Source organism: uncultured Amnibacterium sp. (genome assembly GCF_964245895.1).
Lineage (GTDB): Bacteria > Actinomycetota > Actinomycetes > Actinomycetales > Microbacteriaceae > Amnibacterium.
In genome coordinates this window covers 1-12,894 of sequence record NZ_CAXTOQ010000100.1, presented here as the reverse complement: position 1 = coordinate 12,894, position 12,894 = coordinate 1, and the positions used below count along the sequence as shown (strand labels likewise).

General features: G+C 72.3%; 14 protein-coding genes and 1 other RNA gene. 8 read left to right on the top strand and 7 right to left on the bottom strand.

Annotated elements, in window-relative coordinates:
• The 6 genes from ACFE60_RS13090 to ssrA form a co-directional block, all read left to right on the top strand.
• The coding region (locus ACFE60_RS13090; protein WP_375389302.1) for a peptide chain release factor-like protein at positions 1-314 on the top strand (314 nt) is incomplete at its 5' end.
• A 67-nt stretch (positions 315-381) separates the two neighbouring features.
• Positions 382-1,521 (top strand): cell division ATP-binding protein FtsE, encoded by a 1,140-nt coding sequence (gene ftsE, locus ACFE60_RS13085; RefSeq protein ID WP_375389301.1) that lies wholly within the window; start codon positions 382-384, stop codon positions 1,519-1,521.
• A complete protein-coding gene (ftsX, locus tag ACFE60_RS13080) occupies positions 1,518-2,432 on the top strand; it encodes a permease-like cell division protein FtsX (RefSeq protein WP_375389300.1) in 915 nt (304 codons plus the stop codon). Before ftsE ends, ftsX begins: the two co-directional genes overlap by 4 nt.
• A 56-nt stretch (positions 2,433-2,488) precedes the next feature.
• Positions 2,489-2,965: an SsrA-binding protein SmpB gene (gene smpB / locus ACFE60_RS13075; RefSeq protein ID WP_375389299.1), complete on the top strand. Its 477-nt coding sequence runs from the start codon at positions 2,489-2,491 to the stop codon at positions 2,963-2,965.
• Positions 2,962-3,420: a GNAT family N-acetyltransferase gene (locus ACFE60_RS13070; protein WP_375389298.1), complete on the top strand. Its 459-nt coding sequence runs from the start codon at positions 2,962-2,964 to the stop codon at positions 3,418-3,420. Before smpB ends, ACFE60_RS13070 begins: the two co-directional genes overlap by 4 nt.
• Positions 3,421-3,515: 95 nt before the next feature.
• Positions 3,516-3,888, top strand: a transfer-messenger RNA (tmRNA) gene (gene ssrA, locus ACFE60_RS13065).
• A gap of 23 nt (positions 3,889-3,911) precedes the next feature.
• Here ssrA and ACFE60_RS13060 read toward each other — a convergent pair.
• The 6 genes from ACFE60_RS13060 to aroA are packed head-to-tail and all read right to left on the bottom strand — an operon-like array spanning position 3,912 to position 9,419.
• Positions 3,912-5,087, bottom strand: coding sequence for an alcohol dehydrogenase catalytic domain-containing protein (locus tag ACFE60_RS13060; protein WP_375389297.1), 1,176 nt, complete (start codon positions 5,085-5,087; stop codon positions 3,912-3,914).
• 52 nt (positions 5,088-5,139) lie between these two features.
• Positions 5,140-5,739: a methylated-DNA--[protein]-cysteine S-methyltransferase gene (locus ACFE60_RS13055; protein ID WP_375389296.1), complete on the bottom strand. Its 600-nt coding sequence runs from the start codon at positions 5,737-5,739 to the stop codon at positions 5,140-5,142.
• A complete protein-coding gene (locus ACFE60_RS13050; RefSeq protein WP_375389295.1) occupies positions 5,736-6,200 on the bottom strand; it encodes an RNA polymerase sigma factor in 465 nt (154 codons plus the stop codon). The genes ACFE60_RS13055 and ACFE60_RS13050 overlap by 4 nt, the downstream gene beginning before the upstream one ends.
• Positions 6,201-6,206: 6 nt before the next feature.
• Positions 6,207-7,013, bottom strand: coding sequence for an inositol monophosphatase family protein (locus tag ACFE60_RS13045; RefSeq protein ID WP_375389294.1), 807 nt, complete (start codon positions 7,011-7,013; stop codon positions 6,207-6,209).
• Positions 7,014-7,023: 10 nt separating this feature from the next.
• Positions 7,024-8,112: a ribosome small subunit-dependent GTPase A gene (rsgA, locus tag ACFE60_RS13040; protein ID WP_375389293.1), complete on the bottom strand. Its 1,089-nt coding sequence runs from the start codon at positions 8,110-8,112 to the stop codon at positions 7,024-7,026.
• Positions 8,109-9,419 (bottom strand): 3-phosphoshikimate 1-carboxyvinyltransferase, encoded by a 1,311-nt coding sequence (aroA, locus tag ACFE60_RS13035; protein ID WP_375389292.1) that lies wholly within the window; start codon positions 9,417-9,419, stop codon positions 8,109-8,111. Before aroA ends, rsgA begins: the two co-directional genes overlap by 4 nt.
• Positions 9,420-9,531: 112 nt before the next feature.
• Here aroA and ACFE60_RS13030 point away from each other — a divergent pair, with 112 nt between their 5' ends.
• Both ACFE60_RS13030 and ACFE60_RS13025 read left to right on the top strand, forming a co-directional pair.
• Positions 9,532-10,239 (top strand): sigma-70 family RNA polymerase sigma factor, encoded by a 708-nt coding sequence (locus ACFE60_RS13030; protein WP_375389291.1) that lies wholly within the window; start codon positions 9,532-9,534, stop codon positions 10,237-10,239.
• Positions 10,240-10,274: 35 nt separating this feature from the next.
• On the top strand, positions 10,275-10,484 hold the full coding sequence (locus ACFE60_RS13025; RefSeq protein WP_375389290.1) for an alpha-ketoglutarate decarboxylase: 210 nt from the start codon (positions 10,275-10,277) through the stop codon (positions 10,482-10,484).
• A 93-nt stretch (positions 10,485-10,577) separates the two neighbouring features.
• On the opposite strand, the gene ACFE60_RS13020 is transcribed toward ACFE60_RS13025, so the two are convergent.
• A partial coding sequence (locus ACFE60_RS13020) for a multifunctional oxoglutarate decarboxylase/oxoglutarate dehydrogenase thiamine pyrophosphate-binding subunit/dihydrolipoyllysine-residue succinyltransferase subunit (RefSeq protein WP_375389289.1) occupies positions 10,578-12,894 on the bottom strand: 2,317 nt, incomplete at its 5' end.

The window sequence follows — 12,894 nt, the reverse complement described above, 5'->3', positions numbered from 1 at the left end:
TGCCGACCGGCCTCGTCGTCTCGATGCAGAACGAGAAGAGCCAGATCCAGAACCGAGCCGCGGCGATGCGCGTCCTCCAGTCGAGGCTGCTGATCCAGCGGCGCGAGGAGGAGGCCGCCAAGAAGAAGGAGCTGGCCGGCACCATCACCGCGAGCTGGGGCGATCAGATCCGTTCTTACGTGCTCGCGCCGTACCAGATGGTGAAGGACCTGCGCAGCGAGCACGAGGAGGGCAACCCGTCGAGCGTCTTCGACGGCGCGCTCGACGGATTCCTCTCCGCGGGCATCCGCTGGCGGAAGCGCGACCCGGCGTAGCGACACCGTCGGAGTTCGCCTGTCGGACCCGCCCGTCGCCCGGTCCGCGCCTATGGTGGCTGCCGAGATGATCCGCTTCGACTCCGTGACCAAGCGCTACCGCGGCGCTCCGCGAGCCGCGCTGGACGACGTCACGCTCGAGATCGGCGCCGGGGAGTTCATCTTCCTGGTGGGCGCTTCGGGCAGCGGCAAGTCGAGCCTGCTGCGCCTGATGCTGCGCGAGGAGCGGGCGACCACGGGCGAGATCCACGTGCTCGGCCAGCGCCTCACCTCCATCTCGACCCGCAAGGTGCCGTACTTCCGACGCAGCCTGGGTGTGGTGTTCCAGGACTTCCGGCTGCTGCCGAACAAGACCGTCTACGACAACGTCGCGTTCACCCTGCAGGTGATCGGGAAGTCCCGCGGGTTCATCCAGACGACGGTCCCGGACGTGCTCGAGACGGTCGGGCTGGCCGAGAAGTCGGCGAACTTCCCGAACGAGCTGTCGGGCGGAGAGCAGCAGCGCGTCGCGATCGCCCGCGCCGTCGTGAACAAGCCGTCGATCCTGCTGGCGGACGAGCCGACCGGCAACCTGGACCCCCGCACCAGCGAGGGCATCATGCAGGTGCTCGAGCGCATCAACCAGGCCGGCACCACGGTCGTCATGGCCACCCACGACGTCACCATCGTCGACCGCATGCAGAAGCGCGTGGTCGAGCTGGTGCAGGGCAGGATCATCCGCGACGAGCTGGAGGCGACGTACGTCACCAGCTCCATCAAGCTGCCGAAGGCGCCCGCGACGGAGGTGCCCGTCCAGCGCGACGGCTCGGTCCCGCTGTGGGCCCGCCGCGGCGTGCCGGCCTCGGCACCCGCGACGACTCCGGTGGCGCAGCCGGCCACCTCGCCGATCTGGGCCCGCTCCGAGACCGGGCCGGTGCTGCTGCCCGGCGAGCACGCGCCGTGGCGCGCGACGCCTGTGGCCCCGCCGGCCGCCGACGACGGCCGCTCCCTGTTCTTCGCCTCCCCGGTGCCCGCCCCGCGCCGCGTCGAGACCGGTCCGCTGCCCGTCGTGCCCCGCGAGGAGGCGCCCGCCGACCTCGGCGCGGACACCGACCCCCGGGCGTTCGCGCGGCACCGCGACCAGCTGCCCGACCACCTGGACTTCATCACCGGGCTGGGCCTGCGGACGAAGCGGGACGGCGACGACGAGGTGGGGCCGTCGTCATGAGGCTCGGACTCGTGCTCGGGGAGGCCGCCAGCGGCCTCCGCCGCAACTTCTCGATGGTCGTCTCCATCGTGCTCGTCACGTTCGTCTCGCTGACGTTCGTCGGCACGGCCGCGCTCATGCAGCTGCAGATCAACCAGATGAAGGGTTTCTGGTACGACAAGGCGCAGGTCGCCGTGTACCTCTGCAACGGCGCCGTGCCGAGCACGAACTGCCAGGACGGCAGCGCCACGAAGGCGCAGATCGCCGCCGTGAAGACGGCGCTCGAGACCGCTCCCGTGAACTCGTTCGTGAAGTCGTTCCGCTTCGAGGACCACCAGCTGGCGTACGACAACTTCCAGAAGCAGTTCAAGGGCAACCCGGTCGCCGACTACGTCACGCCCGACCTGCTGAACGAGGCCTACTGGGTCAACCTCAAGGACCCGAACCAGTCCGCGGTCATCGGGGAGGCGATCAGCAGCATGCCCGGCGTGGACGCGGTCACCGACCAGCGGCGCCTGCTGGACCAGATCTTCAACGTGCTGAACACGGCGTCGATCACCGCGGCGGGCATCGCCGCGCTGATGCTCGTCGCCGCGGCGCTGCTGATCTCGACGACCATCCGCCTCTCCGCGTTCTCGCGACGGCGGGAGCTGGGCATCATGCGGCTGGTCGGCGCCTCGAACCGGTTCATCCAGACCCCGTTCATCCTCGAGGGCGTGCTCTCGTCGCTGATCGGCTCCGTCCTCGCGGCCCTGACCACGGTCGGGATCGTGCAGTTCTTCGTGCAGGGCTACCTGGCGCAGGCGCAGCGCGACATCGCCTTCGTCACCGTGCCCGACGCGCTCGTCGTGGTGCCGATCCTGATCGGCACCGGGATCCTGCTCGCCGCGGTCTCGGCGAACGTCGCGATCAGTCGCTATCTCCGGGTGTAGGCGCCGGTAGACTGACGGGCTGCCATCCGCAGCGCGTCGAGTCGGGGAGGTGTCGCATGCCCAGGGAGCAGGGCCGCAAGGTCGTGGCCACGAACCGCAAGGCGCGGCACGACTACACCATCGAGGACACGCTCGAGGCGGGGATCGTCCTCACCGGCACCGAGGTCAAGTCGCTGCGGCAGGGCCGCGCCTCCCTCGTGGACGGCTACGCCTACATCGACGGCGGCCAGGCGTACCTCGACGCGGTGCACATCCCGGAGTACAACCAGGGCACCTGGACCAACCACCCGCCGCGGCGCACCAGGAAGCTGCTGCTGCACAAGCAGCAGATCCTGAAGCTGCACTCGCAGGTGCGGGAGGGCGGCTACACGCTGATCCCGCTGTCCCTCTACTTCTCGGACGGCAACGCGAAGGTGGAGCTGGCGGTCGCGAAGGGCAAGCGCGAGTACGACAAGCGCCAGGCCCTGCGCGAGCGGCAGGACAACCGCGAGGCCCAGCGCGCGATGTCCACCCGCGGCCACCTGGGCGAGTGAGGGTCGCACCGGACGACCCGCTGCGGCCGGACGTGCGGGCGCTGCTGCACGAGCACCTGGCCGACATGCGCAGGACCTCGCCGCCGGAGAGCGTGCACGCCCTGGACCCTGAGGCGCTCGCCGCATCCGACGTGGTGTTCGTCACCGCGCGCGACGGCGACGGCGTGCTGCTCGGCTGCGGTGCGCTGAAGGCCCTGCCGGCCGGCGACGCGGAGGTGAAGTCGATGCGCACCGCGCTCGCCGCACGGGGGAGGGGCGTGGCCGCGGCGGTGCTCGCCGAGCTGGTCGCGGTCGCGCGCGCCCGAGGCGAGCGGCGCCTCCTGCTCGAGACGGGCTCGGAGCCCTTCTTCGACGCGGCCGTCCGCCTGTACGAGCGGCACGGCTTCGTGCCGACGGGGCCGTTCGCCGGCTACACGGCCGATCCGCACAGCCGCTACCTCGCGCTCGACCTCTGAGATCGAGGAACACGATGTCGTCGCGGGTCGTTACACTCGTCGAGCCCTCCGGGGCGGACAACTCCACAGTGCGACAACGGCTTCGTGTTCCCCAGGGGGATGATCGGTTTCGACATCGCCTGTTCAACGACGGGAAGCGGGCCGAGGATGCATGCTCAACTCGTTAATGCTGCATGCACAACACAGGTGCCAATTCTAAGAGCACCGTCGCTCTCGCTGCGTAAAGCAGAGAACTAGCGACCGTCGGTCCAGGCGCGTCCCCGTCCTGGTCTCCGGCGTCATCTAGGGGACTTGCTGCGTCCGTCCCACCTCGGGGCCTCGCGGGACTTCAACCGGGGCTGGGCCCGTCGATCGCAATCCGTCTGCGGTAAGGATCGGGGCCGAGTAGAACGCCATACGCAGACTGCGCCCGGAGAAGACGTGGTTCCACAGCGGTGGACGGGGGTTCGATTCCCCCCATCTCCACGAACCACCGGGTCGTTGTCGCACTGTCAGGGGTGGAGCACCACCTTGATGCAGCCGTCCTGCTTGTCGCGGAAGGTCGTGTACATCTCGGGCCCGCGGTCGAGGCCGACCTCGTGCGTCACGAGGTCCATCGTGCCCAGCGGGTCCGCGTCGTCCTCGACCAGCGGCAGCAGCTCGTCGCGCCACCGCTGCACGTTGCACTGCCCCATCCGGATCGACACCTGCTTGTCGAACAGGGTCATCAGCGGCGTCGGGTCCGCCGTGCCGACGTAGACGCCGGACAGCGAGACCGTGCCGCCGCGGCGGACCGCGTCGAACGCCGTGTGCAGGGCCACCAGCTTGTCCACGCCGACCGTCGTCATCGCCTTCTGCGCGATCGGGTCGGGCAGCAGGCCGACCGCCTTCTGCACCAGGCCGACGGCGCCCTGCCCGTGCGACTCCATGCCGACCGCGTCGACGATGCCGTCCGGGCCGCGGCCGTCGGTCGCGTCCTTCAGCCGTGCGACCACGTCGCCGTCGATGTCGAACGTCTCCGCGCCCCACCGCTCGGCGAGCGCGCGCCGCTCCGGCACCGGATCGGTGGCCACGACGCGGTAGCCCAGGTGGGTGCCGATGCGGGCCGCGAACTGGCCGACCGGCCCCAGGCCGAGCACCCCGAGGGTGCCGCCCGTCGGCACCTCCGCGTACCGCACGCCCTGCCACGCGGTCGGGATGATGTCGGAGAGGAACAGGTAGCGCAGGTCGGGCAGGTCCGTGCCGATGACCGTGGCGTTGAAGTCGGCGAGCGGGACCCGCATCCGCTCCGCCTGGCCGCCTGGCACCTCCCCGTACAGCTCGGTGTAGCCGTACAGCGCGGCGCCCGTGCCGCGCTCGTGCTGCTGGGTCGTCTCGCACTGGGTGTGCAGCCCCCGGGTGCACATGAAGCAGTCGCCGCACGCGATCACGAAGGGGATGACGACGCGGTCGCCCACCCGCACGCGCGTGACGCCGGCGCCGACCTCCTCGACGACGCCCATCGTCTCGTGGCCGAGCACGTCGCCCTTGTTCAGGAACGGCCCGAACAGGTCGAAGAGGTGGATGTCGGAGCCGCAGATCGCCGCGGAGGTGACCCGGATGACCGCGTCGGTCGGCTGCTCGATCCGGGGGTCGGGCACCTCCTCGATCGAGACGGAGGTCGTGGCCTGCCAGGTGAGTGCGCGCATCCGCGGAGTCCACCCCACGCGTCTGGGCGCGCGGTCGGCGCCGGCTGTGCGCTCAGCCCGGCAGGGAGCCGGTGGCCTCCAGCGCCAGCAGGCGCACCTTCGTCTCCGGGCCGCCCAGGTACGCGCCGACCGTGCCGTCGGACCGCGTCACCCGGTGGCACGGGATCACGAGGGGGAGGGGGTTCGTCGCGCAGGCCGTGCCGACGGCGCGCACCGCCTTCGGGGACGACGTGCGTGCGGCCAGCGCCGCGTAGCTGACGCGCTCGCCGTACGGCACGGCGCGGAGGCGGTCCAGCACCTCGAGGCGGAAGCCGCGAGCCAGCCGGGTGTCGAGGGGCAGCCCGAACGGGTCGTGCGCTCCCGCGAAGTAGGCGTCGAGCCAGCGCGCCGCGGCGTCGAGCCGGCGAGGGGTGCGCAGGATGCGCGGACCGATCCGGTCGGCCAGCGTCTGCAGCACCGCCTGCTCGCCCTCGCGCTCGAAGGCGATCCGGGCCACGCCCCGCTCGGTCGCGGCGACGAGCAGCGCGCCGATGGGGGAGTCGACCGTGCGGTAGTGCAGGTCGGGGGCGTCGGCGCCGGTCGCCAGCGCCTCCAGGCGCTCGTGCAGGCGGGCGAGCAGCGCCGGGTCGGTGGTGGGAGCGGAGACGGTCATGCGTCCTCCAGGACGAGCAGGGTGCGGAGCCGGCGGACGCCGTCGGAGGCGGCCTTCCGCGCGGCGGTGGGGGTGGATCCGGTGAGCGCGGCGACCTCGTCGAACGGCAGTCCGGCGAGGTGGTGATGGACCACCGCGGCGCGCTGCCCCGCGGTGAGCCGCGCCAGGGCGGCCCACAGGTCGAGGTCGCGACCGCCGGCCGCCACGGGGGAGTCGGGCACGCCCTCCTCCGGGTTCACCGTGCGGGCGGAGGCGCGCAGCACGTCGAGCGCCTTGCGGTGCGCGATCGTGACGAGCCAGCCGCGGACGCGGTCGCCGTCGAAGCGGTCCCAGGCGCGCAGGGCGGCGAGGAACGTCTCGCTCCAGGCGTCCTCCGCGTCGTGCTGCGGCAGCAGGCCGCGGCAGACGCGCCAGACGACGTCGCCGTGCGCGGCGACGACCTGCTCGAACGGTTCCCTCACATCAGGTCAACGGGTCGGGGCCACCGGATGTGAGTGGAGGATCTCGAGCGCCTCCGCGTGCAGCAGCCCGTTCGTGGCGAGGGTCGTCGACCGCCACGGCGCCTCGTCCGCGCCGTCGAGGTCGGTGAACCGGCCGCCCGCCTCCGTGACGACCGGCATCAGGGCGGCGACGTCGTAGACCTTCACGTCGTGCTCGCCCGCGAGGTCGAGCGCGCCCTCGGCGACGAGCATGTACGACCAGAAGTCGCCGAGCGCCCGGTCTCGCCAGGCGCGGCGCACCAGCGCGAGCAGCCGCTCGGTCCAGCCGGCGGCGTCCCAGAACTGCAGCGCGTTGAAGCTGATGTAGGCGTCCGGGATCTCGCGCACGGACGACACGTGGAGCCGCTGCGGCTGCTCGCCTGGCGACGCGGCCCACGCCCCCGAGCCGAGCGCGGCCCACCAGCGGCGGTGCAGCATCGGGGCGGAGACGACGCCGACGACCGGTCTCCCGTCCACCGCGAGCGCGATGAGCGTGCCCCACACCGGCTGGCCGCGCAGGAAGTTCGTCGTGCCGTCGATCGGGTCGAGGATCCACTGCCTGCCGGGGGCCGCGTCGCCGCCGTACTCCTCGCCGAGCACGGTGTCGTCCGGCCGCTCGGCAGCGAGCAGGTCCCGGATCGCCCGCTCGACCGCGCGGTCCGCGTCCGTGACGGGGGTGCGGTCGGGCTTCGTCTCGACGACGAGGTCCATCGCGCGGAAGCGCGCGAGCGACACGGCGTCGGCGGCGTCGGCCAGCCGCAGCGCCAGGGCGAGGTCGTCGTCGAAGTCCGTCATCGCGGTCCCCTCACTCGGTCGCGGGCTCGTCCGCGCCGACGACGCGGTTCCCGTGGGCGTCCAGCAGCCGCTGCAGCGACTCGAGCCGATGCTTGCCCGCCTCGCCCAGCTCTCCGGCCGCGATGCGGTCGACGATCTCCCAGTCGTGCGCGTCCGCGAGCGGGATGCCGTCGGGCGGGTCGGTGATCGGGATCGCGCGCGCGGCGAAGGACCGCAGGATGTTCGCCTGGTCGATGTGCCCGAGGCCGAACGAGCGGATGCCGGGGGTATCGATGACCCAGCCGGCGGCGGGCAGGCCGGCAGCGAGCTCCGCCTCCGTCGCGTGCAGCCGCAGCGCGACGGAGGACGAGGAGGTGTGCCGCCCGCGGCCGGTGACGGCGTTCACGACGCCGGTCGCGCGGTGGGCGTCCGGCACGAGCGCGTTCACCAGCGTCGACTTCCCGACGCCCGAGTGCCCGACCGCGACGGTGGTCCGGCCGAGCAGCAGCGCGCGGAGGGGGCCGAGGTCGGCGCCGCGGCTGGTGCTGAGGAACGGCAGGTCGATCGGCGCGAACGCGGCGACGAGCTCGGCGGGGTCCGCGAGGTCGGTCTTCGTGACGAGCACGAGCGGGTCGATCCCGGCGTCGAAGGCGGCGACCAGGTAGCGGTCGATCAGCGCCGGACGGGGCTCGGGATCGGCGGCGGCGACGACGCACAGCAGCTGGTCCGCGTTGGCGACGACGACGCGCTCGACCTCGTCGGTGTCGTCGGCGCTGCGGCGCAGCACGGTCGTGCGGGGCAGGATCCGGACGATGCGGGCGAGCGAGCCCTCCTCGCCGGTCAGGTCGCCGACCACGTCGACGCGATCGCCGGTGACGACCCCCTCCTTGCCCAGCTCGCGCGCCCGGGTCGCCAGCAGCGTCCGCTCGTCGTCGCCGCCCTCGTCGACGAGCACCTGCATCCGGCCGCGGTCGACGGTCACGACCCGGCCAGGCACCGCGGCCTCGTGCGCCGGCCGCTGCTTGGTGCGCGGGCGGGTGCCCTTCCGGTTCGGCCGGACCCGGACGTCGGACTCGTCGTACTCCTCGTACGGCTCGTCCTCGTCGGTGAGCCAGCTCACGGCAGCATCCGCTGCCACAGGGCAGGGAAGGCCGGCAGCGTCTTCGCCGTCGTCCCGATGTCGTCGATGTGGAGGCCGTCGACCACGAGTCCGAGCAGCGCGCCGGTGGTCGCCATCCGGTGGTCAGCGGAGCTGTGCCAGGGCCGGTCGCCCGCGACCGGCCGGCCGCCGTGCACGACGAGGCCGTCGTCGGTCTCCTCGACGGCGATCCCGAGCGCGCCCAGCTCGGTGCGCAGCGCCGCGAGGCGATCGGTCTCGTGCCCGCGGAGGTGCCCGATGCCGGTGAAGGTGGAGGTGCCGTCCGCGAGCGCGGCGAGCCCGACGAGCGTCGGCGCGAGCTCGCCGCCCTCGCTCAGGTCGAGGTCGACGTTGCGGAGGGGGTGCTGGGCGACGCCGGGGCCGGTGACGGTCAGCGCGCCGTGCCGCAGGTCGACCTCGGCGCCGAAGGCGGCGAGCCACTCGCGCAGGCGGTCGCCGACCTGCGTCGTCGCGTCGGGCCAGTCCGGCACGGTCACCCACCCGCCGGCCACGAGCGCGGCGGCCAGGAACGGCGCCGCGTTCGACAGGTCGGGCTCGATGTCGACGTCGCGGCCGGCGATGCGGTGCGGCGGCACGGTCCAGGTCGCGGCCGGGCCGTTCTGGGCGGACACGACGTCGACCCCGCGGCGGGCGAGCGTCTCGATCGTCATGTCGATGTGCGGCAGGGAGGGGAGGCGGTCGCCGCGGTGCTCGACCCGCAGGCCGCTCGCGAAGCGCGCGCCGGACAGCAGCAGGCCGGAGACGAACTGGCTCGACTCCGAGGCGTCGATGAGGACGTGCCCGCCCGCCACCTCCCCGGTGCCGCGGACGGTGAACGGCATGGTGCCGCGGCCCTCGTCGTCGACCTCGACGCCCAGCGCGCGCAGCGACAGGATCGTCGTCGCCATGGGCCGCGCCCGGGCGCGCACGTCGCCGTCGAAGCCGACGTCGCCGGCCGCGAGCGTCGCGACCGGCGGCAGGAACCGCATCAGCGTGCCCGCGAGCCCGCAGTCGATCCGGACCCCGCCCGCGACGGGTGCGGGCTCGACCAGCAGGTCGTCGCCCTCGGCGGTGATGCCGGCGCCGAGCGAGCGCAGCGCCGCGACCATCAGATCCGTGTCCCTGGCCGCGAGCGGGCGACGGAGGCGGGACGGCCCGTGCGCCAGCGCGGACAGCACCAGCTCGCGGTTCGTCAGGCTCTTCGACCCGGGCAGCCGCACCGTCGCGGCCAGCGGCCCGGCGGCCGTCGGAGCCCGCCAGGCGGCGTCGGAATAGGTCGCGCTGGGCATCGGTTCCACCCTAGGTCCGCGAGCAGGAACGGGAAGGAGCCGCCGGATGCCGACAGCAGTCCTCACGGCCCCGCCGAGATCGCTTCGGACGGCGCCGGTACACTCCGCGTCCATGCCTGTCCCGACCGAACCGGCCCGCCCCGCCGATGACGAGTTCGACGACCTCGAGGAGACGGTCGAGGAGGGGCTCGACGACGCGGCGGACGTGCCCGACCAGGGCCGGCTGCGCGACCTGTTCGAGGAGCAGGCGCTGCCCTTCATCGACCAGCTGTACGGCGCCGCGATGCGGATGACCCGGAACCCGGCCGACGCGCAGGACCTGGTGCAGGAGACGTTCGTGAAGGCGTTCGGCGCGTTCCGGTCGTTCCAGCAGGGCACGAACCTGAAGGCCTGGCTGTACCGGATCCTCACGAACACGTACATCAACACGTACCGCAAGAAGCAGCGCGACCCGTACAAGTCGTCGACCGACGACCTCGAGGAGTGGCAGCTGGGCGAGGCCCAGTCGACCACCTCCGCGTCGCGCACCTCCCGGTCCGCGGAGGCCGAAGCGATCGACCACCTGCCCGACTCGACGGTGAAGGACGCGCTGCAGTCCATCTCCGAGGACTTTCGGCTGGCCGTCTACCTCGCCGACGTCGAGGGGTTCTCGTACCAGGAGATCGCGGACATCATGCACACCCCGGTGGGCACCGTGATGAGCCGCCTCCACCGCGGCAGGCGGCTGCTGCGGGAACGACTCACCGACTACGCGCAGGAGCGCGGGATCGCGATGGGCTCGGTGTCGCGACGGAGCGCACCGGCCGGGAAGGGGAGCTGAGACCGATGACGGACTGCGGCTGCGAGAAGGCCAAGATGGATCTCGAGGAGTATCTGCACCACGAGCTGGAGCGCCACGAGTACGCGGACATCTCCGAGCACCTGGCGCGGTGCACGGACTGCTCGGACGAGGTGCACATCGGCCGCGTGCTGACCGACGCGGTCAAGCGCGCCTGCCGCGACACCGCCCCCGAGGACCTGCGCCTGCAGGTGATCACGAGCCTGCGCATCACCATCGCGCACTGACGGCGCGGCGCCCGGCACGCTCCGGGGGACATCGGCGACTCCGGGGGCCGTGTGTCGCGCCCCATCTGTCGCTGATGGCCCCCGCAGCGGGATTCAGCGGGCGAAGGCCCGCTGGATGAGGTCGGCCTGCTCGGCCTGGTGGCGCTTCGCGGAGCCCGCCGCGGGCGACGCGGAGGAGGGGCGCGAGACGACGCGCACCTCCCGGCCGTCGGCGAACCGGCCGCGCAGCATCTCCAGCTGCACGAACGGGGCGGCGCCCTGGTTCAGCGGCTCGTCCTGCGCCCACACCACCTCGGCGTCCGGGTAGCGGTGCAGCACCGCGGCCAGCTCGTGGCGGGGGACCGGGTAGTACTGCTCCACCCGCACGAGCGCCGTGGTCGTGTCGCCGCGCTTCTCCGCCTCCGCCAGCAGGTCGTAGTGGATCTTGCCCGCGTGCAGCACCACCCGCGTGACGGCCGATGCGTCCTGGATGCGGGCGTCGTCGATGACCGGCTCGAACGTGCCCTCGGTGAGGTCCTCCACCGAGCTGGTCGCGCCGCGCAGCCGCAGCATCGACTTCGGCGTGAAGACGATCAGCGGGCGGCGCGGCCGGGCCGTCGCCTGGCGGCGCAGCAGGTGGAAGTACGACGCGGGCGTGGACGGCTGCGCGATCGTCATGTTGTCCTGCGCCGCCAGCTGGAGGAAGCGCTCGATGCGCGCCGACGAGTGGTCGGGCCCCTGGCCCTCGAAGCCGTGCGGCAGCAGCATGACGATGCTGGAGCGCTGGCCCCACTTCTGCTCGGACGCCGACAGGTACTCGTCGATCACGATCTGGGCGCCGTTGACGAAGTCGCCGAACTGCGCCTCCCAGCACACGAGCGCCTCGGGGCGCTCGACGGAGTAGCCGTACTCGAAGCCGACCGCGGCGTACTCGCTGAGCAGCGAGTCGTAGATCCAGAACTTGGCCTGGTCCTCCGACAGGTGCGCGAGCGGCGTCCACTCGGCCCCGGTCTCCCGGTCGTGCAGCACCGCGTGGCGCTGCGTGAACGTGCCGCGCCCGGAGTCCTGCCCGGCGAAGCGCACGGGCGTGCCCTCGAGCAGTAGCGTGCCGAGCGCGAGCAGCTCGCCCCACGCCCAGTCGATCGCGCCGGAGCGGGTCTGCTCCGCCCGCTTGGCGACGAGCGCCTGCAGCTTCGGGTGCACCGTGAAGCCCTCGGGCGCGGTCGCGAACCGGTCGCCGATCAGCCGCAGCGTCTCCGCGTCGACCCGGCTCGGGGTCGGCGCGCCCTCGTCGCGCTGGGCGGACGGCATCTCGAGGTCCGCGACCTGGTCCGCATCCGCATCCGGCTCCGGCGCGATCACCGGCATGCTGTTCGTCTGCGCCTCGTGCGTCTCCATGAACGCCTGCTCGAGGCGCGACTGGAAGTCGCGGTGCGCCTCGTCGTACAGCTCCTGCGTGATGTCGCCGCGGCCGACGAGCGCCTCGGTGTACAGCTTCCGGACGCTGCGCTTGGCCTCGATCAGGTTGTACATCACCGGCTGCGTCATCGAGGGCTCGTCGCCCTCGTTGTGCCCGCGCCGACGGTAGGTGATCAGGTCGACCACGACGTCGCGGTGGAACCGCTGGCGGTACGCGAAGGCCAGCTCCGCGACCCGCGCGACCGCCTCCGGGTCGTCGCCGTTCACATGGAAGATCGGCGCCTGGATCGTCTTGGCGACGTCGGAGGCGTAGATGGAGGTGCGGCCGTCCGTCGGCGACGTGGTGAAGCCGACCTGGTTGTTCACGATGATGTGCACGGTGCCGCCGGTGCGGTAGCCGCGCAGCTGCGACATCTGCAGCGTCTCGACCACCACGCCCTGACCGGCCATCGCGGCGTCGCCGTGGATCAGGATCGGCAGCACGCGGAACGTCGCGACCGGGTCGCGGTCCTGCTTCGCGCGCACGATGCCCTCGAGCACGCCGTCCACGGTCTCCAGGTGCGAGGGGTTCGCCGCCAGCGTGACCGGCAGGGTGGTGCCGTTCGCCGCGACGTACTCGCCCTCGGTGCCGAGGTGGTACTTCACGTCGCCGGAGCCCTGGACCGTCCTGGGGTCCTGGGTGCCCTCGAACTCGCGGAAGATCTGTCCGTACGTCTTGCCGCAGATGTTCGTCAGCACGTTCAGCCGGCCTCGGTGGGCCATGCCGATCGCGGCGGAGTCCAGCGCGTCCTCGTCGGTCGCGCGCTGCAGCACGGTGTCGAGCAGCGAGATCAGGCTCTCGGAGCCCTCCAGGCTGAACCGCTTCTGGCCGACGTACTTCGTCTGCAGGAACGTCTCGAACGCCTCGGCCTCGTTGAGCTTGCCCATGATGCGCATCTGCTCGTCGTGCGTCGGCTTCGTGTAGGGCACCTCGACGTGCTGCTGGACCCAGCGGCGCTGCTCGGGGTCTTGG

Excerpts from the sequence above, each read along its gene's own strand:
- ftsE (WP_375389301.1), top strand. The coding sequence starts at position 382 with ATGATCCGCTTCGACTCCGTGACCAAGCGCTACCGCGGCGCTCCGCGA.
- ftsX (WP_375389300.1), top strand. The coding sequence starts at position 1,518 with ATGAGGCTCGGACTCGTGCTCGGGGAGGCCGCCAGCGGCCTCCGCCGC.
- smpB (WP_375389299.1), top strand. The coding sequence starts at position 2,489 with ATGCCCAGGGAGCAGGGCCGCAAGGTCGTGGCCACGAACCGCAAGGCG.
- ACFE60_RS13060 (WP_375389297.1), bottom strand. The coding sequence starts at position 5,087 with ATGCGCGCACTCACCTGGCAGGCCACGACCTCCGTCTCGATCGAGGAG.
- ACFE60_RS13055 (WP_375389296.1), bottom strand. The coding sequence starts at position 5,739 with ATGACCGTCTCCGCTCCCACCACCGACCCGGCGCTGCTCGCCCGCCTG.
- ACFE60_RS13045 (WP_375389294.1), bottom strand. The coding sequence starts at position 7,013 with ATGACGGACTTCGACGACGACCTCGCCCTGGCGCTGCGGCTGGCCGAC.
- aroA (WP_375389292.1), bottom strand. The coding sequence starts at position 9,419 with ATGCCCAGCGCGACCTATTCCGACGCCGCCTGGCGGGCTCCGACGGCC.
- ACFE60_RS13030 (WP_375389291.1), top strand. The coding sequence starts at position 9,532 with ATGCCTGTCCCGACCGAACCGGCCCGCCCCGCCGATGACGAGTTCGAC.
- ACFE60_RS13025 (WP_375389290.1), top strand. The coding sequence starts at position 10,275 with ATGGATCTCGAGGAGTATCTGCACCACGAGCTGGAGCGCCACGAGTAC.